Annotated in this window: 20 protein-coding genes; 8 read left to right on the forward strand and 12 right to left on the reverse strand. The window is 66.6% G+C overall.

Annotated elements, in window-relative coordinates; translation table 11 throughout:
* Positions 1 to 4: 4 nt before the first annotated feature.
* Genes QY325_00155 through QY325_00170 form a run of 4 tightly spaced genes read right to left on the reverse strand, consistent with a single transcriptional unit; the run spans position 5 to position 5485 of the window.
* On the reverse strand, positions 5 to 3238 hold the full coding sequence (locus tag QY325_00155; protein ID WKZ66350.1) for a M1 family metallopeptidase: 3234 nt from the start codon (positions 3236 to 3238) through the stop codon (positions 5 to 7).
* A gap of 40 nt (positions 3239 to 3278) precedes the next feature.
* Positions 3279 to 4238, reverse strand: coding sequence for a YihY/virulence factor BrkB family protein (locus QY325_00160; GenBank protein WKZ66351.1), 960 nt, complete (start codon positions 4236 to 4238; stop codon positions 3279 to 3281).
* 3 nt (positions 4239 to 4241) lie between these two features.
* Positions 4242 to 5084, reverse strand: coding sequence for a carboxylating nicotinate-nucleotide diphosphorylase (gene nadC / locus QY325_00165; GenBank protein WKZ66352.1), 843 nt, complete (start codon positions 5082 to 5084; stop codon positions 4242 to 4244).
* A gap of 2 nt (positions 5085 to 5086) precedes the next feature.
* Complete coding sequence (locus tag QY325_00170) at positions 5087 to 5485, reverse strand: DUF4783 domain-containing protein (GenBank protein ID WKZ66353.1); 399 nt, start codon at positions 5483 to 5485, stop codon at positions 5087 to 5089.
* 89 nt (positions 5486 to 5574) lie between these two features.
* On the opposite strand from QY325_00170, the gene QY325_00175 reads away from it, so the two are divergent.
* Positions 5575 to 6036 (forward strand): 23S rRNA (pseudouridine(1915)-N(3))-methyltransferase RlmH, encoded by a 462-nt coding sequence (locus tag QY325_00175; GenBank protein WKZ66354.1) that lies wholly within the window; start codon positions 5575 to 5577, stop codon positions 6034 to 6036.
* Here QY325_00175 and QY325_00180 read toward each other — a convergent pair.
* Positions 6033 to 6911, reverse strand: a complete 879-nt coding sequence (locus QY325_00180) for a class I SAM-dependent methyltransferase (protein ID WKZ66355.1) — start codon at positions 6909 to 6911, stop codon at positions 6033 to 6035. The genes QY325_00175 and QY325_00180 overlap by 4 nt on opposite strands.
* A 71-nt stretch (positions 6912 to 6982) precedes the next feature.
* Between QY325_00180 and QY325_00185 the strand changes: the two genes are divergently transcribed.
* Entirely contained in the window at positions 6983 to 8425 is a 1443-nt protein-coding gene (locus QY325_00185) for a hypothetical protein (protein WKZ66356.1), read from the forward strand.
* Here QY325_00185 and QY325_00190 read toward each other — a convergent pair.
* On the reverse strand, positions 8422 to 9558 hold the full coding sequence (locus QY325_00190) for a hypothetical protein (protein WKZ66357.1): 1137 nt from the start codon (positions 9556 to 9558) through the stop codon (positions 8422 to 8424). The two genes, QY325_00185 and QY325_00190, sit on opposite strands and share 4 nt — an antisense overlap.
* A gap of 211 nt (positions 9559 to 9769) precedes the next feature.
* On the opposite strand from QY325_00190, the gene QY325_00195 reads away from it, so the two are divergent.
* Positions 9770 to 10918 carry a glycosyltransferase gene (locus tag QY325_00195; protein WKZ66358.1) on the forward strand — a complete coding sequence of 383 codons (1149 nt, stop codon included), beginning with the start codon at positions 9770 to 9772 and terminating at the stop codon, positions 10916 to 10918.
* On the opposite strand, the gene QY325_00200 is transcribed toward QY325_00195, so the two are convergent.
* Positions 10908 to 12587 carry a hypothetical protein gene (locus QY325_00200; protein WKZ66359.1) on the reverse strand — a complete coding sequence of 560 codons (1680 nt, stop codon included), beginning with the start codon at positions 12585 to 12587 and terminating at the stop codon, positions 10908 to 10910. The genes QY325_00195 and QY325_00200 overlap by 11 nt on opposite strands.
* A gap of 121 nt (positions 12588 to 12708) precedes the next feature.
* On the opposite strand from QY325_00200, the gene QY325_00205 reads away from it, so the two are divergent.
* Positions 12709 to 13665: an NAD-dependent epimerase/dehydratase family protein gene (locus QY325_00205; GenBank protein WKZ66360.1), complete on the forward strand. Its 957-nt coding sequence runs from the start codon at positions 12709 to 12711 to the stop codon at positions 13663 to 13665.
* 6 nt (positions 13666 to 13671) lie between these two features.
* On the opposite strand, the gene QY325_00210 is transcribed toward QY325_00205, so the two are convergent.
* From QY325_00210 to QY325_00225, 4 genes are read right to left on the reverse strand one after another with little or no spacing between them, the layout of a single operon-like run.
* Positions 13672 to 14478, reverse strand: a complete 807-nt coding sequence (locus tag QY325_00210; protein WKZ66361.1) for a glycosyltransferase family 2 protein — start codon at positions 14476 to 14478, stop codon at positions 13672 to 13674.
* A gap of 3 nt (positions 14479 to 14481) precedes the next feature.
* Positions 14482 to 15567: a hypothetical protein gene (locus tag QY325_00215; GenBank protein WKZ66362.1), complete on the reverse strand. Its 1086-nt coding sequence runs from the start codon at positions 15565 to 15567 to the stop codon at positions 14482 to 14484.
* A 40-nt stretch (positions 15568 to 15607) separates the two neighbouring features.
* Positions 15608 to 16744, reverse strand: a complete 1137-nt coding sequence (locus tag QY325_00220; GenBank protein WKZ66363.1) for a glycosyltransferase — start codon at positions 16742 to 16744, stop codon at positions 15608 to 15610.
* 34 nt (positions 16745 to 16778) lie between these two features.
* Positions 16779 to 18179, reverse strand: coding sequence for a lipopolysaccharide biosynthesis protein (locus QY325_00225; GenBank protein WKZ66364.1), 1401 nt, complete (start codon positions 18177 to 18179; stop codon positions 16779 to 16781).
* A gap of 105 nt (positions 18180 to 18284) precedes the next feature.
* Here QY325_00225 and rdgB point away from each other — a divergent pair, with 105 nt between their 5' ends.
* A complete protein-coding gene (rdgB, locus tag QY325_00230) occupies positions 18285 to 18872 on the forward strand; it encodes an RdgB/HAM1 family non-canonical purine NTP pyrophosphatase (GenBank protein WKZ66365.1) in 588 nt (195 codons plus the stop codon).
* On the opposite strand, the gene QY325_00235 is transcribed toward rdgB, so the two are convergent.
* Positions 18857 to 19843, reverse strand: coding sequence for a D-alanine--D-alanine ligase family protein (locus QY325_00235; GenBank protein ID WKZ66366.1), 987 nt, complete (start codon positions 19841 to 19843; stop codon positions 18857 to 18859). The two genes, rdgB and QY325_00235, sit on opposite strands and share 16 nt — an antisense overlap.
* Positions 19844 to 19967: 124 nt before the next feature.
* Between QY325_00235 and QY325_00240 the strand changes: the two genes are divergently transcribed.
* The 3 genes from QY325_00240 to QY325_00250 are packed head-to-tail and all read left to right on the forward strand — an operon-like array spanning position 19968 to position 24119.
* Complete coding sequence (locus QY325_00240; GenBank protein WKZ66367.1) at positions 19968 to 20786, forward strand: PASTA domain-containing protein; 819 nt, start codon at positions 19968 to 19970, stop codon at positions 20784 to 20786.
* Positions 20776 to 23031 carry a T9SS type A sorting domain-containing protein gene (locus QY325_00245; GenBank protein ID WKZ66368.1) on the forward strand — a complete coding sequence of 752 codons (2256 nt, stop codon included), beginning with the start codon at positions 20776 to 20778 and terminating at the stop codon, positions 23029 to 23031. Before QY325_00240 ends, QY325_00245 begins: the two co-directional genes overlap by 11 nt.
* Positions 23031 to 24119, forward strand: a complete 1089-nt coding sequence (locus QY325_00250; protein WKZ66369.1) for an RluA family pseudouridine synthase — start codon at positions 23031 to 23033, stop codon at positions 24117 to 24119. The genes QY325_00245 and QY325_00250 overlap by 1 nt, the downstream gene beginning before the upstream one ends.
* Positions 24120 to 24121 lie beyond the last annotated feature (2 nt).

Genomic DNA, 24121 nt, shown 5'->3' on the forward strand with positions numbered 1-24121 from the left:
GCGCTCAGAAGCTACGGCCGATGGCCACGAGGTAGCGGAAGGCGAAGTGCTCTGCCTCACCGGCGGGAAGCGCGGAGAGGAAGAGCGGCAGGTCGAACCGGATGGTCAGCGGCTTGATGTCGTGCAGCGGTCCCCATCTGCGGATGGTGAGCGCCGCTCCCACGCCGGCGTCGGCGCGCGGCTCGGCGAAGGCGAGCAGGGTGCCGTCGGCATCGATGCGCCTGTAGGCCATCATGCCGGCATCGCCGAATAGGTAGGCATCGAGGTGGAGGTAGCGGGCCAGTTTGCCGGGCTTGAAGCGGACCAGGCCGTCGAGGTCGAGCTCGGCGCTGCCGCCGATGCCGGTGCTGCCGCTGTAGGTGAGCACCTGGTTGCCATGGGCGTCGGTCTCGGGCGCCAAGTAGCCTGCATAGCCGCGCAACCCTAGGCCGCCGCCGAAATGCAGCGGCTGCGTGGCGGCGCCATAGCCCGTCCAGTCATAGGGCACGAAGCCGGCGCTGCGCATGTACTTGCTCTCCATCATCTCCTCTGGCGAAGCGCCGGCCAGGTACAGGGCGCTCTCGCGTGGCGTGGCGCCAGAGCCGTATTGCGCCAGCAGGCGCGTCCGCAGCTCCAAGGGCCCGCGGCGATTGCTGTTGATGGCGGTGAGCCGCAGCCAGCCGTAGCCTTGAGCCGCGCCCACTGCGCTGTTGCGCGCCTCCAGGGTGATGCGGCCCTGGGTGCCGCCTTTCCGGTAGCGGTGGCTGAGGCTCAGGTTCACCGAGGCGTTCAGGGCGTTCAGCTCCCATTCCTGCGGATGCAGGAGGTAGGTGAGGTCCGTGCTGTCAGCGCGCCAGAAGTAGAGGGCTTCCGCCTGGGCCTCGGTGCGGCCATTGGGCAATGCCCAGCGGAAACCGCCGCCGAAGCGCTTGAGCCCATCGAGCGAGCGGGCATGCACGAAGACCGAGGAGCCGCGCAGCACGTGGTCGGTGCCGTTGGTGTAACGGAAGTTGAAGGAGAGCCTGTCGAACCCGGTGTCCGTGTTGCCGGGAATGCTGTCCACCGCCACGGCGCGATTGCTGGGCGGAAGGTGCTGGGCCATGCCGGTGTTCACCCATGCGCTGAGGTGGAAGCGATGCTTGTGCCGCAGGTACCCGCCGTGCGCGTGGAAGCCGGCCTTCACGCCGTCGTAGCCGTTCCACCAGAGGTCGGGCCGCACGAAGGCCTCGTAGGTGCGACGGTCAGGGGCATTCCACAGGTGATGGTCGAAGGTGACCTCCACGGGAGGCACCAGATGGTCGTTGAGGGCGTAGCGGTCGGCCAGCCGATGCGAGGTGTCGATGCTCACCTGCGCGATCCCGGTGGGGATGTCCACCCGTGCCAGGTAGTCGCGATGCAGGGTCCCGAATCCGGTCCAGCGCGGCAGTACGTCAGCGGGCGTGCGCTTCACGAACCAGGTGTTGGGGATGTGGAAGTCGTAGGTGCGGCCGTCCTTGGCGGTCACGCGCAGGTCGATGGGCATCTGCATGCTGCCCTGGCGCCGGATGCGGATGGTCTGACCGCCGTCCTTGTGGCGCCCGGTGACGCGCTTCACGGCATAGTCGATGGTCCTGTCGGTCTCGATCCATTGGTCGAAGAACCAGTTGAGGTCGGCGCCGGAGTGGTCGATGAAGCTCTGGCGCATGTCCTCCGGATAGGGATGGCACAGCCTCCACTGGTCGAAATAGCCGCGCAGGGCGTGCTGGAAGAGCGAGTCGCCGAGCACATACTGCAGGTTATAGAGCATCACGGCGGTCTTTCCGTAGACATGCCCATAGCCCCCGTAGCCGCGCGCCTCCCACTCCTCGAAATCGTCGCTGTGCACATTGATGGGCGGCACGCGCAGGCGGACGGCATCGCGCATGTATCCCCCGTACACCTCGCTCTCGCGCGCGAGTTCGGGGAGCGTGTAGCGGCGCTCGTAGCGCGTGCGCGGCGTATCGGCCACCAGCGTGTCGCCGTCGATCAGCTCAAGGCCCCATGCGGTGAGGAACTGGGTGAAGCCCTCGTCGAGGAAGGCGCGGTAGGTCTCGTTGTTGCCCACCATGCCGTAGAACCAGTTGTGCCCGATCTCGTGCACGAAGAGGCTGCGGTACCAGGGGTCGCGCCCGCCATCGAGCGTGAGCATGGGGTATTCCATGCCGTCGCGGGCGTCGGCCACGATCATCTTGGGATGGATGTAGGGGCCGATGGAGGCGCTGAGCGCCGCGATGGTGCTGGCACAGTATGCTGCGGCATTCTGCCACCCGCTGGCATGCGGCTCCTGGGCCAGTGCGATGCACCGCACGCCGTTCCATTCGGCCTCGCCGATGCGGTAGGTGGGGTCGGCGGTGAAGGCGAAGTCGTGCGTATTCTCGCTGTGGAAGCGCCAGGTCTTGCGCTTGCCGGGTACCGGCTCGATGACCACCGAGGGCCGTTCGTTCCAGGGCTTGTCCTTGAAGTTGCGCAGGTCGAGCCGCTGGCGAAGCTCGGCGGGCATGCATTCCTGCGGGTTCTGCAGCACGCCCGTGGCGTCCACCACATAGTGATGCGGCAGGTCCAGCGTCACATCGAAGGTGCCATAGTCGCCATAGAACTCGTTGCCCAGGTGCTGCTGCGTGTCCCAGCCGAATCGGCGGTCGTAGACCGCGATACGCGGGTACCAGTGCACACCGTCGTAGTGCTTCCAGCCCCAAGCGTCGAAGAGCTTCATGCGCCGGTCCAGTCCCATGGCCCAGTGCGTGGTGAAGGCGATGCGGAAGGTGATGCGCTCGCCGGGCGGCAGGGGAGCGGGCAGCCAGGCCTTCAGCACGGTGTTGTCCTGTTCGGTGCGCAGGGTGTCGCCTTCGGCGGTGAAGGCGTCGACGCGCGTGCCGGTATAAGGCAGGTCCTTGTACCGTCGCATGTCCCAGCCCTCGGCGCCCATCTTCTCCTCCAGGTGCGAGCCCTTCACGTAGGCCTCCTGATAGAGGTGGAAGAACACATGACGCAGGGTGTCCGGCGAGTTGTTCCAATAGTGCAGCGTGAGCCTTCCGGTGAGGGCATCCTGCTGATCGTCGAGCTGCGCATCGATGATGTAGTGCACGTCCTGCTGCCAGTATCCCTCGTGCGGCGGGCGGTTCTTCCAGTAGTGGGGGTTGTCCGCGTTGCGGTAGGTGTTTGGCGGACGGCGGTCGTCGAAGCGCTGTGCCGCGGCCGCAGCGGCGATGAGGAGGGCCAGCAGGGTGAGGGTCCGGCGCATGGTCAGGCAGGGGCGAGGCTCGCCGAAGGTATCCGTTCGCTCAGGAAGCAGCGTGCTCCCGCACCTCCAGCCGCTTGCTGTGCTGGTGGCGCGCACGCGTGATGCTGGTGTTGAGTTCGTATCCAACGAGCACCGCGATCATGTTGAAGTAGATCCACAGCTGCACGGCGAGGATCGCGCCGATTGACCCGTAGAGCGCGTTGTAGTTCGTGATGTTGCTGAACATGAAGGCCAGCGCCTGCGAGATGAGCAGGATGAGCGTGACGGCCAGGATGACTCCCGGGGAGAGGAGCTTGAAGCGCTTAGCCGTGGGGTCGCCGGCATTGTAGAGCAGCGAAACGGAGGTGACCACCACCAGGATGGAGACCAGCCATTTGAGCCCGAAGAGCGCCCATACCTGCAGGGCGCTGGTGAAGAAGCCGATGGTGTTCAGCTGATCGGTGACGATGCCGCCGAAGGTGAGCACGGGGATGGCGATGACGGTGAGCAGCGTGAGTGCCGCGAGCAGGCCCAGGCTGAGCAGCCGCTGCTTGATCGCGCTGTGCCACATGTGCAGGTTCCGGCTCTCGCTGAAGCCGGCGAGGATAGCATCGATGCTGTTGCTGGCCAGGTAGAGGCCCACCGCGAAGCTCACCGAGAGGAGGGTGCCGTGCTTGCGCACCACCAGGTCGTGCAGGGTGCCTTCGATGAAGCGGAAGACCTCGGCCGGCATCATGTCGCGGAAGATGCCGAGCAGGCGGTCCTGGAAGTCGGCGATGGGCACATAGGGAATCAGGGTGAGGAGCACGATCACGCCCGGGAAGAAAGCCGTGAAGAGCTTGAAGGCGATGGCTGAGGCACGGGTGACGATGTGCCCTTCGGCAAGGGCATTGAAGAAGAAGCGGCCGATCTGGTAGAGGTCGAAGCCCTCGAAGCCGGGCGGCTTGATGCGTCGGGCCCACGCGATGGCGCGGCGCACGGGCTGGGAGAAGAGGGTCTTCCGCAGCGTGCGCCGCACCATGGCTCAGAGGGCTTTCAGGCTCAGGTCGAGGCTGCGTGCGCTGTGTGTGAGCGCGCCCACGGAGATGAAATCGACCCCCGTGGCGGCATAGTCGCGCGCCGTCTCCAGCGTGATGCCGCCGGAGGCTTCCGTCTCGAATCGTCCGCTGATGAGCTGCACGGCCTTGCTGAGCAGGTAGGGCGTGAAGTTGTCGAGCATCACGCGGTGCACCCTATCGTGCACAAGCACCTGCTCCAGCTCGGCGAGGTCGCGCACCTCCACTTCCACGCGCAGGTCAAGGCCCTTGCGCTCCAGGTAGTCCTGCACGGCGTTGATCGCCTGCGGGATGCCGCCGCAGAAGTCGATGTGATTGTCCTTGATCAGCACCATGTCGTAGAGGCCATGGCGGTGGTTGTGGCCGCCGCCGATGCGCACGGCCCACTTCTCGATGGCGCGCAGCCCGGGCGTGGTCTTGCGGGTGTCGAGCACACGGCACCCCGTGCCGTCGATGGCCTCCACGTAGCGGCGGGTGAGCGTGGCGATGCCGCTCATCCGCTGCATGAAGTTGAGCAGTAGCCGTTCCGCCTGCAGGATGGAGCGTTCGGGCCCCAGCAGGTTGAACGCCACATCGCCAGGCGCGATGGCGGCGCCATCCATGAGGTAAGGGCGCAGGTGCAGCGCGGGGTCCACCTGCTTGGCCACCGCGGCGGCGATTTCCACGCCCGCCAGCACGCCAGCCTCCTTCACCAGCAGGCGGGCGCCGCCACTGGCCTCGGTCGGTATGGTGGCCAGGGTCGTATGGTCACCGTCGCCGAGGTCCTCCGCTAGGGCCTTGGCGATGAGGTCGTCCGTCCCGTGTGGCAGCACGCTCAGAAGTCGTTCTTGCTGTTCTCGATGCGCAGCTGCTTCACTTGGAATCCGGCCTCGCCCCGCTTGAGGAAGAAGGTGGTCCGGAAATAGCCGTTCCGGGTGCGCAGGATGCCGATGAAGTACTTGTCGCCCGATTTGCTCACCCCGCTGTGCTCGATCACCAGGTCGATCGGCGGATTCTCGTTGAAGAACCGTCTGAGGATCTGCTCGGCCTGAGCCTTGCTGTAAACGTCGGAGGTCTCCTTCACGGTGAGGTCCACATTGGCGATGAACAGCGCAGCGAGCTCCTTGGAGTCCCCCATCTTCATGGCGTCCACGACGCGGTCCTTCTCCGCATCCTGGGCTTGGGAGGCCAGGAACGGAAGGACGGCAAGCAGCGCGAACAGGAGATGTTTCATCGCAGTATGTGACTTGGTGCCGAAATTTGGCAAATACCGGGCCACCCCAGGAGCGATGGCCGCTGGAGTTACCAACATCTACCATCCGAGTGAGGATCAGGCTCTTGCTGGTTGGCCGCACCGAGCGCGGATACGTGGCCGAGGGGCTGCAGCACTACCTGGACCGCATTGCGCGCATGGCCGAAGTGGAGGTTGCGGTGATTGCGGAGACGGGCCAAGGGGAGGCGGCGCATCGGCAGCGCACGGAGGGGGAGCGCATCCTGGCGGCCCTGCGCCCCGGAGAGCGTCTGGTGGCGCTGGATGAGCGGGGCGCCTTGCTCACGAGCCCCGCCTTGGCGGCCCGCTTGGGCGCCATGCGCGACCAAGGCATCCGGCAGGTGGCCTTCGTGGTGGGCGGGGCCTACGGACTCTCGGAAGCGGTGCGCGGGCGTGCCGACCTCGTCCTATCGCTGTCGCCCCTGACCTTCCCGCACCAGCTGGTGCGGGTGCTTTTCGCCGAACAGCTCTACCGCGCCTTCACCATCCTCAACCGACTGCCCTATCACCACTAGGGGCGCTTCACGAAGCCGGCCTTCATGTGGTCGCCGATGCCCAGCAGCGTGAGCAGGCCGTTCAGCATACGCTTGGCGGCATTGAGCGCGGGGCTCCCTTCGAGCCGCTCGCGGAACTCCTCCTGCCCGGCCCTCACCTGACTGCGTGCGGTTCGGTCCATGCCCGCCTTGGTGCGGATGCGCGCAAGGTCCATGCCGGTGGTGCGCAGCCAAGCGGTGCGCAGCCCTTGGCGGCGGGCCAGGGCCTTGAAGGTGGCGGGGGTGAAGTAGTTGAGGTGCTCCGGGTAGTTCACCACCGACCAATCGGGGCCCGAAAGCCACCGCCCGGTGCACCGGAAATTGGGCGTAGTTAGGTACAGCAGGCCGCCGGGCCGCAGAACGCTGACCATGCGCTCCAGCTCTTCGGCCGGATGCGGCACGTGCTCGATTACCTCGAAGGAACACACCACATCGAAGTGGCCCGTTGGGTAGTTCGACGGGTCCAGCGGCCCCTCGATCACCGCAATGCCCTTGGCCCGGCTCGCCGCCAGCGCCTGCCCCCCGTATTCCGTGCCGTGCGCCGTCCAGCCCCGGAGCGCGGCACGTTGCAGGAAGTGCCCGGCCCCGCATCCCACATCCAGGATGCGGCCCGTGGTGCGCCAGCCCTCGAAGCGGTCGAGCAGCTCATCGTAGCGCTTGAGGGTGATGGGCGACACCTCCGCGTGCACCGGATAGCCGCCGTAATAGGATTGCAGTTCATCCGTGGTGGGCACCAACGCCGTGTGCACCAGCCCGCAGCCCGTGCACCGGGCCAGGTGATGCCGTGCATAGGCGGCGATCGGTCGCTTCCTGAGGGAGCCGCAGAGCGGGCACGGGCGTGGACCAGGCTGGGGCATGGGCGGTGAATCTAGCGCGCGCCCGCCGACCCCGGCGGTGGACCGCGGCGCGGAACGACGAACTTTGGCGCATGACCCTCCTGTGGGTGTTCGGGCAAGGCGAGGTGGACATCGAGGCTTGGGAATGGGCCCTCGGCACGGTGTACGTCACCTTCCTGTACATCTATTTCGCCCGGCTCAAGAACGTCTCGATCAAGAAGCATCCGGAGTACAAGCACATGATCTGGGGGCTCTCGGCCAAGATGGTCGGCGGGGTGGCCTTCAGCCTCATTTACTTCTACTACTACAAGGGCGGCGACACCATCATGTACTTCTACTCGTCTGTTGCGCTGAGCAACATGGCGAAGTGGGACCTGCTCACCTACCTCGATGTGGTGACCGGCCCCAACTCCGAGGAGAACCTCATGCGGTTCAACGACCGCATCGGGTATCCCTTCGCCTACATGTACTTCGACAGCCGGTCGTATTTCGTGATTCGCCTCATCAGCCCGCTGGCGCTGGCCACGTTCAACAGCTATCTCATCACCACGCTGGTGCTGTCCAGCCTCAGCTACTTCGGCATCTGGCGCTGCTACCGCACGTTCGTCTCCTATTATCCGGCCCTGCAGGACAAGCTGGCGATCGCCTTCCTCTACATGCCGTCGGTTGTGTTCTGGGGCTCAGGGATCATGAAGGACACCTTCACCATGTCGGCTACCTGCTGGTGGGTGCATTGCGTGGACGAGTTCTACTTCAAGCGGCGCAGCCCCATCGCCAACCTCTTCGGTGCAGCGGCGAGCGCGGTGGTGCTGGTGGTGATGAAGCCCTACATCTTCATGACCATCTTCCCGGTGACCGTGGCCTGGATCCTCTACTACCGTGTGGCGCGCATCCGCAGCGGCTTCATCAAGTTCCTGGCGCTCCCCGTGGTGGTCTCGATGATGCTCGGCGGCTCCTTCTATGCGCTCACCAAGCTGGGCGACCGGCTGGACAAGTTCTCACTCGACCGCGCGCTCACCACGGCCATGGTGATCCAAGGGGACATGAAGCGCGCCGATGTATACGGCGGCAATTACTTCGACATCGGTCCGCTTGATGGCACACTGCCCAATCTCCTGAGCAAGTTCCCTGTGGCCACCAATGCAGCCCTCTTCAGGCCCTACATCTGGGAGTCGCGGTCGGTGGTGGTGGCGCTCAGCGGTCTGGAGAACCTCTGGCTCCTGGGCTTCTTCCTGCTCATCCTGTGGAGGACGCACGTGCTCTTCTTCCTGCGGCTCATCTACCGGAATCCACTGGTGATGATGTGCTTCCTCTTCACCGTCCTCTTCGCCTTCAGCCTGGGTATCTCCACGCCGAACTTCGGTGCGCTGGTACGGTTCAAGATACCCTTGGTGCCCTTTATGGTTGCGGGCATGTACATCATCACGTACCTCAACGCCAAGCGCGTGGCGGCGCGCCGGGCCAACCGGCGGTTCGACCTCGGGGATTTCGTGCGGGGGGATCCGAAGGCGATGGCCAAGCCGGCCCTGGCCTAGCGCTGCGGCCTGGGCATTGCCCCGGTGATGCCGGCCTGCTGAAGGCGCGCCCTCAGGATTGCAGTGCTGGCCTGTTCGCCGTTCAGGCGCGCCCGTCCGCCGCGCTGGGCGGTCAACCTGGACACCACCGCCTCCGGGGCAAGATGCTCGGCGTAGTAGCGCAGCACGGCGCTGCGCATCCTGATCCGTTCCTCCTCCGTCAGGCTCCGGGCTCGCTCGAGCGCCGTGATGAGGCCTTCGGCATCGGCGAAGGCGATGCACTCCTCCCCGTCGCGGAGCGCCGGCTGCAGCAGGTGCGGATGCTGCAGGATCGGGATGCAGCCGGCGAACATCGCCTCGGTGAGGTTGTGGCAGAGCGGCATCACCACGCCGGATAGCCCAAGGAAGAAGTCGAACCGCCGCAGCACGTCGGGCAGGTCGGCCGGTGCGATGTAGCGCTTGGCGCGGTCCAGGAGCAGGATGTCGCGGCCATCGGTCACCTGCGCCTCATCCAGGTCGCGGCAGTCGCGCACGCGCTCCGGCACGCGGGAACGGAGCAGGTCCAGCGCCGCCATCCGGCTCAGGCAGCCGAACACGGCCGAGGGCTCCGGGCGCCCGTAGGAGCCGCGATCCATATTGCCGAAGAAGAAGATGGCGTGCTCGCGCGGCAACCGCGCATCGGGGAGCGCACGCTTGTGCAGGCCCTGCAGGTATACGGTGTCCGCCATCGGCATGGGAACGGCGTAGCCATCCATGGCCCGTCCCGGCCAGCCGAAGTAGTCCGCATCGAGCACGGTCGCTCCGCCGGTCCGGTCGGGGTCGTCCGTGAGGAAGAGGTCTGCGGCCCCCGCATGGTCGGAGAGCGTGAGCTGAAGACCGCTGCCGCTGCGCCTGAACAGGTCGAACGAGCCCCAAGTGGCCAGGAAGCCCCATCGGTGCCGGATCCGGATCGCGTAGCCCTGCATCCGCAGGAAGATGATGAGGATGTGCAGGTAGCGGTGCCAGGGGTTGCGCCGCAGGTCGATGAAGGCTATGGGGTGGCCTCCCTGCTGCCGCCAGCCGCCGTTCCGCATCCACCACCCGGTATTCACGAGGTACCAGCGCAGGGCCGAGAGCGCAGTGATGGGCGTGCGGGGTCGATCGGGCGGTTGCATGCGTGCGATGCGAAGGTGGCGAACGCGGGTGGTTCACGGGGCCGGGTACTCTTGCCACCTTTGGACCGGCAGCGCCCAGGCGCAGGTCGCACCATGCATGAGCGGAGCCGAGCAGCAACATGATTCCCACGGGCGGTCCCGGGTCCCCTCGGCCCCTGGGCTGGTGGTGTTCTGCACTCATGGGCTGGGCGATCCGCTGGTGGCGCCGCTCATGCTGGAGTATCTCCTCCGGCTCCAGCATGAGGGCGCCTTCGGCCGTGTGCTCCTGTTCACCGAGGAACCGCCCGGGGCGGCAGTGCCCGCATGGGCCGAATCCGCCCTCGCTGGCGCACGCATCGATTGGGTGCCGTTGCGCTACGATGTGCGGGGCAGGCAATGGAGCCAGCGTGCGGGGAACCTGCTGCGCATGATCGCCGGAGCTGCGGGCTTCGTGCGCCGGCACGGCCGCAGCTGGATGGTGGGCTACCTTTCCTTCGGCGGCGCGTATGCGATGGCGGCCTCGCTGCTGGGGCTGGGGCGCTGCATGGTGGTCTGCTTCGAGCCGCACAGCCGGTACATGCGCGACCTCGGTATCTGGGGCCTGCGTTCCATGAAGGCGCTGCTCGTCGGCTGGACCGAGCGCCAGTTGATGCGCTGGAGCGATGCGCTGGTGGTGCCGACAACGGCCGTGCGCGATCTGGTGCTGCGTCATCGTCCGCGCGGCGAGGTTCGGCTCCAAGGCATCTCCATCGATACCGCCAAGGCTGCGTTCGATGCCGATGCCCGTGCGTCCATACGCGCCGATCTGGGTTTCGCCGACCGCCAGGTGCTGCTCTACGTGGGGAAGTTCGGCGGCATCTACCATGGCACGGATGCCTTCATGCGCTTCATCGCGGCCTTGGCTGACCGCGATCAGCGGCTCGCTTTCCGCATCATCACGCACCCCGCCGATGCGGATGCCATCCGGCGACACCCGCTCCATGCCGCGCTCGCCGACCGGATGGCCTTGTCAGGACCGGTGCCCGCCGAGGAACTCCATCGTCACCTCTCCGCTGCCGATGCGGGCATCGTGGCCATTCCGCCCACGCCCTCGCAGGTGTTCCGCACACCGGTGAAGACGGCGCATTATTGGGCGGCCGGGCTGCCCATCATCATCCCGCGCGGCGTGTCGGACGACCACCATATCGCAGAGCAGGAGGATGTGGGCGTGGCGGTTGAGGATCTGGTGCCATCGGAGGCCGGTCCCGTGCTGGCCGCACTGCAGCGCTGGCGCGAAGAGGACCCTCACGCCGTGCGCGAGCGCTGTATGCAGGCCGCGAAGAGCCACCGCGATGCGGCTGCCATGACCGCCGTCCTTCGCGGGCTGCTCATCAGCGCCTGACGTAAGCGCGCTGCAGCGTGTCGCTGTAGACCTCCCGATAGGCCGGGTCATCCACCGGATGCGCCGCGCGCACCAGGAGCACCGTGGGCGCATCACCGCGGATCACCGCCGCCCGATCGCTGCCGTCGGCATTCATGCGGATCGAATGCTCCACACCGCGGGTGCGCAGTTCGAATACGAGGTGGTCGCCCATCACCACGTATTCGCAGTAGATGCGCAATGGCGCGGTGCCTTTCACGGCCTCATGCATGGCCCTTGCGCTGTAGGCCATGTACTCATGGGAAGGGATGGACCGCACCGACCGCGCTGTGGTCCAGGCGAACAGCGCCACAGCAATCGGAAGAGCCCATGGCGACCGGCCCCAGCGGCCTTGGAGCAGGCGGTCCAGCGAAAGGGCCAGTGCCAGGCTGAGCGGCACCAGCAGGTAGGTCCATGTGCGCTCGAAGGGGATGACGCCATGCACGAAGGGGATGAGCAGGGAACCCAGCACCATGAAGGGGATGGCTTGTGCGGCGATGCGGTCCGTCGCGCGGAGGAGCAAGGGAGCGAGCGCCAGGGCCATGCCTAGCGCGGTGCCTGCCGGAGAGCCCGTCAGCCATTCGAAGGTTGATTGCACATGCGGCCACCAGCGCTGCATCACATCGGCAATGCCCGTCGGCCTCACCCATGGATTGCTCGTGAAGGCCGCAGCACCGCTCATGGCCAATGCCGGAGCGTGGAGCAGCCCCGTAAGGGCGGCCGCCACCACAGCCGAACGTACCACCGCCCACCGGTGACCTGGATCGTTGCATGAGCGACGGGCCAGGATCGCGTAGGCGTAGAAGAGCGCCGTAGGGTAGAGGAACGAAGGCATGGTGAAGAGCCCGGCGGCGCAGGCGAGGGCCAAGGCCCGCAAGGCGGCGCGGTCGCCGGTGCGGGTGGCGGAGAGGAGGGCTCCCATGGCCACCGTCGCCGCCAGCACGGTGAGCATGTAGCCGCGTGATTGGTAGCCGTAGTACACCATCGGGAACAGGCCCATCAGCAAGGCTCCGGCGATCAGGGCCGCAGCCGGTCCGGCATGGCGGCGGAGCAGCAGGTGCATGCTCGCCTGTGCGGCCAATGCAACGAGCACGGTGGGCAGGCGCATGGCGAGCAGCGGTGCCACGGGCACCCAGGCTGTGGCATTCGTGAGCAGGGAGTGGAGGATGTGGTTGTTCGGTGCAGCGTAGTAGCTGAGTGACACCAGCGGCCCGCGCGAGGTGAAGAGCAGCCACGTCATGGCTTCGTCCACGTGCGCCGGCTCGGTGGCGGCCAGCCATAGCCGCAGGGCCGTGGCCGACACGGCGATAACGAGCAGTGCAGCGCACTCCCAGGCGGCCATCCCGCGCCAGGCCTCGCTCACCATGCGCAGGCCGCGCGCCACAGCCGACCTCAGATAGGCCAGCGGTGCCATGGCGACGCCTGGCCTCCAGGCCACCAATAGCGACAGCGCCAGCGCACCCAAGGGTGCTGCGCGAAGCAGGGCGATGCGAGAGGGGCCGAGGAGTCCGGCCACCTTGTCCACCTGGCCGTAGCCCGCCATCTGCGCCACCAGTGCGATGATGGAGCGGTCATCGAGCAGAGCGATGGCGATGGCGCCCGCTGCGCAGAGCGCAGCCGAGATCAGGGCCAGGATGCGGAGCAGGCGCACCGCCGCAAGGTAAACCGGCGCTTCTTCCGCTGCGTCGGCCGCCCGGCCTTACTATTGCCCGCGCCGGCTCCCATGGGCCGGTCGATGAGCGATGGACAGCGCAGCCCTTGGTCCCCCCGGCATGGCGCCCCCTGACAGCGCGCTGACCGTGGCAGTGACGGGAGCCAGCGGCTTCATCGGTGGGGCGCTCGTGGCGCGCCTATGGGCGCAGGGCGCCGATGGAAGGCCGGTGCGGGTGCGCCCGATGGCCTCAAGCCCTGAATCCGTGGCACGGGTCCAGTCCCGATTCGCCGGATTGCCGGTCACGATGCTGCAGGGGCTTGATGCCGAGGGGCTGCGATCCCTGTTCGAGGGCGTGCATGTCTTCGTGCATGCCGGGTGGTCTTCTGTGCCATCAACTGCGGAGCGAGACCCCTTGGGCGATCTGCGCACCAATGTGGAGGGCAGCCTCCGCCTTTTCCAGGCGGCGCTTCTGGCGGGCGTGCGGCGTATCGTCTTCCTTTCCTCGGGCGGCACCGTGTACGGCGAGCCGCGATGGAGCCCGATCACCGAGGACCATCCCACGGAGCCTGTTGGGGTGTACGGTGCCTCCAAGCTCTGTGCGGAGCGCTACCTGGTTGCCCTTGCGCGCACCCATGGCGCGGAATCCGTGGTGCTGCGCCCGGCGAATGTCTATGGTCGCAGCATGGCCCACGATAAGCCGCAGGGCGTGGTGGAGAACTGGATGGCCCGCTTGCGGCAGGGCGCCGACCTGGAGTGCTGGAACGACCCCCGCATGGTGCGCGACTACATCCATGTCGACGATCTCGTGGATGCGCTCGTCGCAGCGCTCCATCGCCCCGTGAAGGAGACCGTGCTGAATGTGGGCACCGGGCACGGCACCGACCTGCGGCAGCTCGCCGGATTGCTCGAGCGCATCACCGGCCACACGGCACGGCTGCGGACGATGGACACGGTTTACCCTGCCCTGTCGATCAATGTCCTGGACAACGCAAAGCTTCGCCAGGTCCTGGGCACCGCCCCGCAAATCGCCTTGGAGGAGGGCCTGGCCCGCACCTGGGCCACCCTGGGGGCCTGACCGCGTTCAGCGCAGCAGCGAGCGCAGCGCTGCCCAGGGCTTCCTGGCCTTGAGCCAGGTCCTGAACATGATGGAGCGCCATTTCCGGTTGAACTGCCGGGCCTGCTCGGGCGTGGCGAGGCCGCGGTCGTGGGAGAGCTTGGCGGCGATGACGCGGTACGACCGTTCGAGCCCATCAAGGCGGGACATGGCCGAGAATCCGGTGACCCGGTAGATGAGCACGGCGTCATCGATGGATACGTAGCGTTTGCCCTTGCCGTACTGAAGGTAGAAGAGGAGGTCCTCCGCATGCGTCACCTCGGTGCTGAACCGCAGGGTGGTCGTGGGATCCCAGCGCAGCATCCATGAGGGCCCGAAGAAACAGGTGGATCGCAGCGCCACCAGCTCGGGGTGCGGGTCTCCGGTGAACGATGGCCGGAAAATGCGGAGCACTTTCGTGAGCCTGCGGTCCATCACCATCACCATCCCGTCCACGATGTCGACGCCGGGCTCGCGCAGCATCACATCCACGCGCAGGCCGAGGCTCTCCGGAGGAAGCACGTCGTCGGAATCCAGGGTGCACAGCAGCGTCCCTTGCGCGTGGTCGAGCGCCAGGTTGCGCGCGCCGCCGATGCCGGTGTTGGCCTGGTGGAAGACCCGGATGCGCGGGTGCCGGTATCGCTCGATGATGGCTGCGGTTCCATCGGTGCTGCCATCGTTCACGATGAGCAGTTCCCAGTTGGGATAGGTCTGCGCCAGCACGGAGTTGATCGCGTCGGCGATGAACAGCTCCGCATTATAGGTGGGCATCACGATGGAGACGAGCGGTCCCATGGCTCAGCGCGGCAGCTCGTTCTCGATGCGGGCGATCAGCGCGGGCATCGTGCGCGCCAGCGCGAACGCGATGCGGCGCCTGCGCTGGGCAGGGGCATCCAGCTCCGCGAAGCCTTCCAGCGCGCGGTCGAATGCGGCGTTGAGGTCGCCGCCCTCCGGGGCCATCACCATCAGGTCATCGCGGCCCGCGTACTCCATGGTGTACGAGCCCACGACCACATTGCCGGTGCTCAGGTATTCGAGGACCTTATGCGGATTGGCCCGCTCCTTGGCCCGTGTGGCCGACCTGAACCCGAAGAACAGGAGGTCGGCGTCGCGCACCAAGGGCACCAGCTCATCCTTGGCTTTGAGCCCGGTGAACTCGGCGTTCGGCAGGGCGAGCAGCTGATGGAAGGCCGGGTCGGGAAACGCCGGATCGTAGGGCCCGATGAAGGTGAAGCGGATGCCCGGATGGCGCGAGACCACCTTCACGAAGCCCTCCCAGTCGTTGTAGGAGATCGCCAGCTGTCCCATGAACAGGGCATGACGGACAGCGGGCCGCGTGCGCTCGGCAAGGCGTTCCACGTCCTTGGTCCAACGCGCATCGAGCGCATGGCCGATGTTCACCACGCGGCAGCGGGCACGGTCGCGCACGGCATCGGCGACCACCTGGCCCGTGGTGAGGATCAGGTCGGCCGTGGGGATGAGGCCTTTCCCCGTGTAGAGGATGTCGTAGTCGGCCAGGTGCAGCAGCTTAAGCCCCAAGCCCTCCGGGAAGGCCTGAAGCCGGCTGGTGTCGAAGCACCAGAGGATGTCGAAAGGGCCGCCGGTGCGGGTGGCGATCGCCTGGATGAGCCGGCCGTAGTACCACGTGTTGATCCCCAGCGGCAGCCGGTTCACCCCGCGCAGCCAATGGAAGTAGCGCACCACCGTGACATCGCCCTGGCGCTCGGTGGTGATGGCGTGCTGGCCGGGCCGGGGAGGGTCGAGGAAGTACACCGCGTTGTCGCGTGCGGCCAGGGCCTGCGCGAGGTGGTGCTTGCTCATGTGGAGCCCGTGCCAGGGCTCGGGGCTGATGAGCAGGATGCGTTTGCCGCGGAGTTCCATCATCGGCGTGGCCGGCAAATATGGCGACCGTTCCATGGCCGGCTCATGCATGCGGCGCCGTGGCGATGACCTGTTCCAGGATCGCGGCATAGCGCACGCCAACCGCCGGCATGCCCGCCCGCGCGCTCATATGCTGCGCAATGGCGTGGCGGTCCATGGACAGGAGCCTCGACCAGGAGCCTTCCCAGGCAGCGGCCCATGCCTCGGTCGTCGCCTCCCGGACGGATGCTCCCAGGCCGTCATCGAGGTACTCCGCGATCCCGCCCACCCACGATGCGATGACCGGTGTGCCGCAGCAGAGTGCCTCCGCGCACACGGCGGAATAGGTCTCGTAGTCCGCGGCGTGCACCAGCGCATGCGCGGCACGCATCTCCTCGGCAACTGCGGTCGGCTCCAGCGGTCCGAGGAACACCACGCTCGGCCCTAGGCCCAGTTCGTCCGCCAGCTTGCGCAAGGAGGCATCCATGGGCCCGCTGCCGGCGATGCGCAGCCGTGCGTCACGGCCGCTCCTCCGCAGCCGCTCCAGGGCGCGCAGCAGCAGGTCGGGGCGCTTGGGGCTACGCCAGCCCGCGATGGCGAAGAAGCGGCCGGGCTCGGGGCGCGGCTCGGTATCCGGGCGGAAGACCGCGGTGTCCACGGCGTTGTCCAGCACATGCATGACCGGTGCAGGGGGGCCTGCGAAGCGGGTGATGTCGGCGGCCAGCGCACGGGAGACCGCGATCACGGGCGCACCGGCGTGGAAGATGGCCTTGATGCGGGCCACGCCCCTCCCGGTTGCGTTGAACCCGATCCGGTAGGCGCTGTAGTGCTCGGTGATCACCATCGGCCGTTGCATGATGCGCCTCAGCAACCGGATGCGCGCGCAATTGGGATAGGCGATGTGGAAGTTCACCGCATCGATGGGCCGGCTCCGGTCGCGCGTGAGCCAGGCCCAGAGGATGAGGGCCGTGGCGATCCATTCGATGATGAGCCAGCGGTGGAGCGGCAGGTGAAGGAGGAGGGTGCGGTCGGCTCGAAGGCCGCGTCGCGTGAGCTTCCATCCCGGAGAGGGGCGCACATCGATGTGCCATACCTCCGCTTCGGCGTGGCCGCTGAGGCTGCGCACGTGGCGCTCCACGAAGAGCGCCTCGCCGGGCACCTGCGGATGGGGGTACCAGCCGGCGATGTGAAGGATGCGCATGGGTGGGCCGCCTGCGAAAATAGACCGCCACCCCTCACAGGCTGGGGAACCAGGAGCCGAGCACGGCCATGCGCAGGGCGGCCAGGGCCCCACAGGCTGCCGTGGTGATGGCCAGGGTGCGGAGCGTGAGGCGCAGCGCCGGCTGCCCTACGCCATGCAGGATGAGGTGGCCGAGCACCAGGTAGCCGATGGCGCTCACGAGCGAGAAGCCGAGGATGGCGCTGGCTGCATCGATCCGCATGAGCGCCACCAGCGCGATGAGCCGCGCTGCGGTGAGCACGGACTGGAACACCAGCAGCAGGTGCTCGCGCCGCTGCGCATAGAAGAGCGTCACCATCGGCTCGGACAGCAGGCGGAAGTAGAAGAACAGCCCCATGTATGCCGTGATCACGCCCGCATCATGCCACTCCTCGCCAAGGATGAGCCGGAAGGCCTCGTCGCTGAAGAATACCAGCAGGGTGAAGGGGATCAGTCCGAACCAGAACAGGCGTTGGTACAGGCCTTTGGTGATGCGGCCCAGCAGCTCGGGGTCGGACTCCACTGTTTCCGCGGCCTTCTGCACATAGACCGTGGAGAAGGAATAGCCGAAGACGCGCAAGGGGATCAGCAGCAGGGCACCGGACAGCGCGAAGTGCCCCACCACCGCCGGGTCGCCGATCAGGAGGAAGACAGGCAGCTGCATGCCGAGCTGCGAGACCCATCGCTCGGGGAAGGTGAGGAGCGGGAACCGCCGGTACTCGATGGCGAGCCGCTTGATCCCCGCCAGCGACCACCCCGTGAGCACGTGGCGCCAGCCATGGCGCGAGAGGGCCACGCGGTAGGCGATGAGCGAAGCCCAGCCGCTCACCAGCTCGCCCAGCACCAGTCCGTGCAGCGCACCTTTGGTGATCAGGCCATAGACCAGGTTGAAGGCGCGCAGCCCGATCTGCGAAGCGCTGCCGATCATCACGCTGCGGCGGAAGGCACGCTCTCGCGTCAGCCACATGGTGGCGAACTGTACCGATCCATAGGCGACGAGGATGAGGGGCACGAGCAGGAAGAGGTCGCCCATGGCCGACCAAGAGGGCAACGCCTGATAGATGCCTTCACGCGCCAGGGCGGCCACGAGCGCCGCCAGAGCCACCGCCATCAGCAGGGCCAGGTTGAGCCGCAGCAGGTGGAAGAAGTCCCCAGGTTCCTTGGGCAGCACGTACGCATTGGAGTAGCCCAGGTCGGCGAAGGCGTACAGGTTCATCACCAGTGCCATCACCAGGCCATAGATCCCATAGGCTTCGGGGCCGTAGATGCGGGCGATCAGCGGCGTGAGGATCAGCTGGCTCAGCAGCATCACCGAGTTGCCGCTGAAGACCGTGAACGCATTGCGCGAGAAGGAGTCCTTCTCGCGGATGCGGCGCACATCGTGCCGCAGATGCTCGATGGCTTTGCGTAGGGGCAAAGGCGGGGCTTAGCGGCCGGCAATGTATCAAGCGTCACCCGGCGGACTCCGTGTTGCATCTTCGCCGCGCCCCGGATCACTGCCGTTGCGGCACCCGTCCTTCCGATGCGCATCCTCCTCTGCACCGGCAATGCCGGAAAGGTCGACGAGCTGGGGGCCATGCTCCCCGAACGCTTCGAAGTGGTCTCGCTCGCCGATGCGGGGCTTCCCTCCGAACTGCCGGAGACCGGTGAGACCCTTGCGGAGAATGCGCTCCAGAAGGCGCGCTATGCCCATGCCCGAACCGGGCTGCCGTGCCTTGCGGATGACACGGGACTGGAGGTTGACGCGCTTGGCGGCGCGCCGGGGGTGCGCTCCGCGCGCTATGCGGGCGAGGCCAGGGATCCGGTGGCGAACATGCGGCGACTGCTGATGGAGCTGGATGGCGCAACCGAACGGCAGGCCCGCTTCCGCACGGTGCTCGCTTTCGTATCCGCCGACGAGGAGCGCACGTTCGAGGGCATCGTGGAGGGCGTCATCACAGGAGCGCCACAAGGCAAGGGCGGTTTCGGCTACGACCCGGTGTTCAAGCCCTTGGGGAGCACGCGCACATTCGCGGAGATGAGCCGGGAGGAGAAGAATGCGATGAGCCACCGCGGCCGGGCCATGGCCGAAGCGGTGCGCTACATGGCGGCCCTTCAGCGCCGCGGCTGAAGCATGCGCCGCACCAGGCCGTTCACCGCCGTTTCCACGCCGAGGCCCGAGACCTCGAGCATCTTCGGGAAGATGCTGGCCCCGCTGAAGCCCGGTGTGGTGTTCACCTCGATGGTCACCAGCCGGTCACCGGTCCAGATGTGGTCCACGCGCGCCATGCCACGGCATTCGAGCGTTCGGTAGATGGCCACGGAGCGCTGCTGAACCAGGCGCGTCGCATCATCGGGCAGCGGCGCGGGGATGAGCTCCTGCGTGTCGGCGCTGTGGTACTTGGCCTCGTAGTCGAAGAACTCGCGCGCCGTGCGGATCTCGCAGACCGGCATGGGCAGGGGGCCCTGACCCAGGTCGATCACCCCGCAGGTGAGCTCGCGCCCGGCCACGGCGCCCTCCACCATCACCGTGGTGCATTCCGCGAACGCCCTGTCGAGGGCGGCAGGGAGCTCATGGGCCTGCTTCACCTTGCTGATGCCGAGGCTGCTCCCGCTGCGGTCGGGCTTCACGAAGCAAGGGTAGCCCAGCGCATCCACCCGGGCCTGCGCATCCGGATCGGCTTGGAAGAGGAGTACCGAGGGGGCGACATCGATGCCCGCCTGGCGCAGCAGGGCGGTGGTGCTGTGCTTGCTGAAGGTGAGTGCCATGGAGAGCACGCCGCCGGTCTGATAGGGTACCCCGAGCATGTCCAGGTAGCCCTGCAGCAGCCCGTCCTCGCCCGGTGTGCCATGGATGGCGATGAGCGCGCCTGAGAATGGCTCAAGGCCCGCTCCGCGGTCGATGGAGAAGGTGCCGCGATCGAAAGCCATTGGCTGCTCATCGGCCGTGGAGCAGGTCCACGCATCGCGCGTGATGGTGACATAGAGCGGTGCGTACAGGCTGCGGTCGATGGCCGCCATCATGCGCGCAGCGCTCTGCATGCTGATGACGGATTCACCGGAGTAGCCGCCACGTACGATGGCGATGAGCGGTAGGGGCATGGCACGCGATTCTGGGGGCGAAGTTGGCGTAGCCCCTGCAAGGGAGCGAGCGCCGCCCCGGCCATGAACGCACCATGGCCTGTGGATGGTGCGGGCCGCCCCCGGCTATCTTCGCCCGCCTCCCATGAAGCGCCTGCTCCCTATTCTGGCCCCAATCGCGGTGGCGGCGCTGCTGCTCGGTGCCGGCTGGGCCTGGCTCAGAGCATACACACGGCACAGCGATGGCATGCGGGTGCCCGACGTGGGCGGCGTCAGCTTCGAGGAGGCCCAGGCCATGCTCGCCAAGCGCGATCTGACGGCGGTGGTCATAGACTCGGTCTTCACCGACGACCGGCCGAAGGGCAGCGTGGTGGACCAGGACCCCGAGGCCGGCCGGGAGGTTAAGCCGGGCCGCAAGGTCTACCTCGTGCTCAACGCCAACCAGCCCAAGATGATCGACATGCCCAAGCTGGTTGACCTCAGCAAGCGGCAGGCGCTCTCGGTCGTCGAGATCCTCGGCCTGAAGGTGAAGGAGCTGCAGTACAAGCCCGACCCCTGTGTGGATTGCGTGATCGCCCAGCTCTACAAGGGCCAGCCCATCGCACCGGACGAGCGTATCCGTCGCGGCGAGGCCATCACCTTGGTGCTGGGTAGCGGCGAGAACGGGGAGCGTGTACCGGTGCCCGACCTCACCGGGCTATCCCTGGCCGACGTGCAACTCGTCCTCAACATGGCCTCGCTGAACCTGGGGGTGCTGGTTGAATGCGTGTCCTGCAATACGAAGGCCGATTCATCGTTTGCACGGGTGCGCCGCCAATCGCCCTCCTCAGGCTCCAATAACCGCATTGCCCTGGGCAGCACCATCGACCTCTGGCTTACCGCCGATACCGCCGGCTTGCGCCCCGCCACCGGCTGGAACGATCCCGCTCGGTATGCCCAACCCGACAGCATCGATGAACCCTGACCGTCTCCTGCTCGCCATTGCCCTGGCTGGCTTTACCGGGCACCTCCTCGCCCAAGGGGAGGTGCTGGTGCCCCTCGACGCAAGGCCCGTCCCCGAGGCCCTCGATTCCCAGCGCAAGTCGGACGGGCTCAACACGCATTTCATCTATCAGAATGCCCCGCAGACGGTGCTGCCGATCATCGATGACTTCTCCGTCAACCGGACCCGCCGGCGGTGGGCGCAGCCTGGTGATGTCGGCGTGTCGCTCACGGAGACCAGCTATCGGCTCGAGGTGGCCGGCGTGTCCACGCCGGACATGGTCTTCAGCGATGACACCACCTTCCTCTACACCACGGACACGGCGCTGGATACGACCGTTCGGAGCGCCCTGCCCTCGGTGTCGCTCACGGTCCGCGACGTAACGGCCTACCCCGTGACCGGGCAGACGGTGACCGCCTGGCCGGCCTACAGCGTCTTCGACACCGTTCAGTCGCCCTCGCCCGATACGCTCGACCTGCTCTCTCCGGAGTACATCCAGGACTCGCTGCTCGTCTATACCGTCACGGCCGATGCGGCCACCTACACCAATGCCGACGGCAGCGTGGTGCCCTTGGTGCTGTGGGAGGACGATGACGTCTACATCAACGGGAATTACCCCATCGAACCGCCCAGCATCGGCGTGGCCACCTTCGACGGCCTTTCGCGCACGGGCTATCCCTACAACTACCCGCAGTACTCCTCCTATGGCATCGCCGACCGGCTCACCTCCGTGCCGATCGACCTCGCCGGGTACGACCCTTCCGATTCGCTCTACCTCAGCTTCTTCTTTCAGCCCCAAGGCCTCAGCGGCGATGGCAACGTGCAGCCGCAGGACAGCCTGGTCCTGGAGTTCTACGCCCCCGATGAGCAGTTCTGGTACCGTGTATGGAGCACGCCGTACCGCCCGCTCCAGCTCTTTGAGCAGGTGCTGGTGCCCATCAAGCTCACCAAGTTCCTCAAGTCCGATTTCCAGTTCCGCTTCCTGAACTACGCCACGCTCAGCGGCTCCTTCGACCACTGGCACCTCGACTATGTGCGATTGGGCGCGCAGCGCACCTTCGACGATACGCGCCTGATCGACGTGGCCTACATGTATCCGGAGACGAGCCTCCTGGAGACCTACACCAGCGTCACCTTCAGCAAGTTCGCCCAAGCGCCCCAGTCCTATATGGCGCAATCCATCCAGGCCCAGCAGCGCAACCTCGACAGCCAGGACCGCTTCATCACCTACGGCATGCTGGCCCGCGAGGAGAACGCCGGGCCCTTGAGCGCTTTCACCAATGGGCTCAATCCGAGCAACAATGCCGGCCAGATCTTCAGCAGCAATCATCCTGTGGCCGGTGCGCCCAACAACTTCACCTACGACCCCGCGCTGAGCACCGATGCGGCCTTCTGGCGCGTGAAGCTCTGGACCAACGCCACGCCCGACATCAACCGCTACAACGACACGGTCACCTTCGTGCAGGAGATCAGCAACTACATGGCCTACGATGATGGCAGCGCGGAGATGGGCTATGGACTGAACGCCTCGGGCGCCCGCCTGGCCTACCGCTTCGACCTTGTGGGGGGCGATTCGCTGCGCGCCGTCCGCATGTACTTCAATCCGCAGGCCAATCCGCCGCCGCAGCAGAATCCGCTCAATGGCTCCTTCCTCATCACCGTGTGGAGCAGCCTCACGCCGCCCACCGTCCTGCACCAGAATTTCACCTTCAGCACGCCGGAGTACCGGCTCGACGGAATCGACAGGTTCGTGGAGTATCCGCTGGACAGCACCATCTGGGTGGAGAACACCTTCTACATCGGCTGGACGCAGACCAATGCGGTGCCCATGAACATCGGGTTCGACCGCAACCGCAACAACAGGAACAAGATCTTCTACAGCACCTCGGGGAGCTTCGCCAACACCTCCTTCGAAGGCTCGTTGATGATGCGTCCGGTCTTCGTCGCCGGCTATGACCCCTTCGCCGGCCTGGAGGAGCACAGCCCACGCGCGGTCACCATCTATCCGAACCCGGCCGGGGAGGCCTTCACCGTGGAATGCCCGTCTGCCGATGGCACGGCCGAGTTGCGCGTCTTTGACGCAATGGGCCGGTCGGTGCTCCAGGAGCCTTACCGCGCCGGGGGGGCGCTGAGTGCCACGGCGCTGACCCCGGGCATCTACATCGTGCGCGTCGAAGGCGGCGATGGCGCCCTCATCGCCCAGGAGCGGCTGCTGATCCAACGCTGATGGCCCAGGATACCGATGAGCTCCGCGAGGAGCAGGAGCTGTACGAGCATCACCGCATCGTCTGTGACCCGAAGCAGACGCTGATCCGTCTGGACCGATTCCTCTTCGACCGGCTGGCCAACACTTCGCGCAACCGCATACAGGTGGCCGCCAGGGCGGGCAACGTGCTGGTGAACGACAAGCCGGCCAAGCCGAGCCAGAAGGTGAAGCCGGGCGATGTCATCAGCATCGTGCTGCCTTACCCGCAGCGCGAGGTGGAGCTGCTGCCCGAGGACATCCCGCTGCGGATCCTGTTCGAGGATGAGCATGTGGTGGTGATCGACAAGCCCGCGGGCCTGGTGGTCCATCCCGGCCACGGCAACTGGACGGGCACGCTGGTGAACGCGTTGCTGTTCCACTTCGGCAAGCTCCCTGCCGTGCCCGGCGCAGAGATCCCCCGTCCCGGCCTGGTGCACCGCCTGGACAAGGATACCAGCGGCGTGATGGTGGTGGGCAAGACCGAAGAGGCGCTCACCCACCTGGCCCGCCAGTTCTTCGACCGGACGAGCGACCGGCGGTACAACGCCCTGGTGTGGGGCGATTTCGCCGAGGACGAGGGCGTCGTGGAGGGCCACATCGGGCGCAGTCTCAGGGACCGGACGGTGATGCAGGTCTTCCCGGACGGCGAGCAGGGCAAGCCGGCGGTGACCCGCTGGCGCGTGGTGGAGCGATTCCGATACGTGACGCTGGTGGAATGCAAGCTCGAGACCGGCCGCACCCACCAGATCCGCGTCCACATGCAGTGGACGGGCCATCCGCTCTTCAACGACGCCGCCTATGGAGGCGACCGCATCCTGAAGGGGACCACCTTCACCAAGTACCGGCAGTTCGTGGAGAACTGCTTCGAGCTGCTGCCGCGGCAGGCGCTCCATGCCCGCACGCTCGACTTCGATCATCCTGCCACGGGCCGCCGCATGCGCTTCGAGAGCCCCTTGCCGGCCGACATGGAAGCCGTGCTGGCCAAGTGGCGCACCTACACCGGGGTCAGGCCGCTCGATGATGACGATGAGGAGCCCTTGGACAAGGAGGCCGTGAACAACATGCGCTGAGG

The sequence above is a fragment of the Flavobacteriales bacterium genome (assembly GCA_030584065.1).
Taxonomy (GTDB): Bacteria; Bacteroidota; Bacteroidia; order Flavobacteriales_F; family PHOS-HE28; genus PHOS-HE28.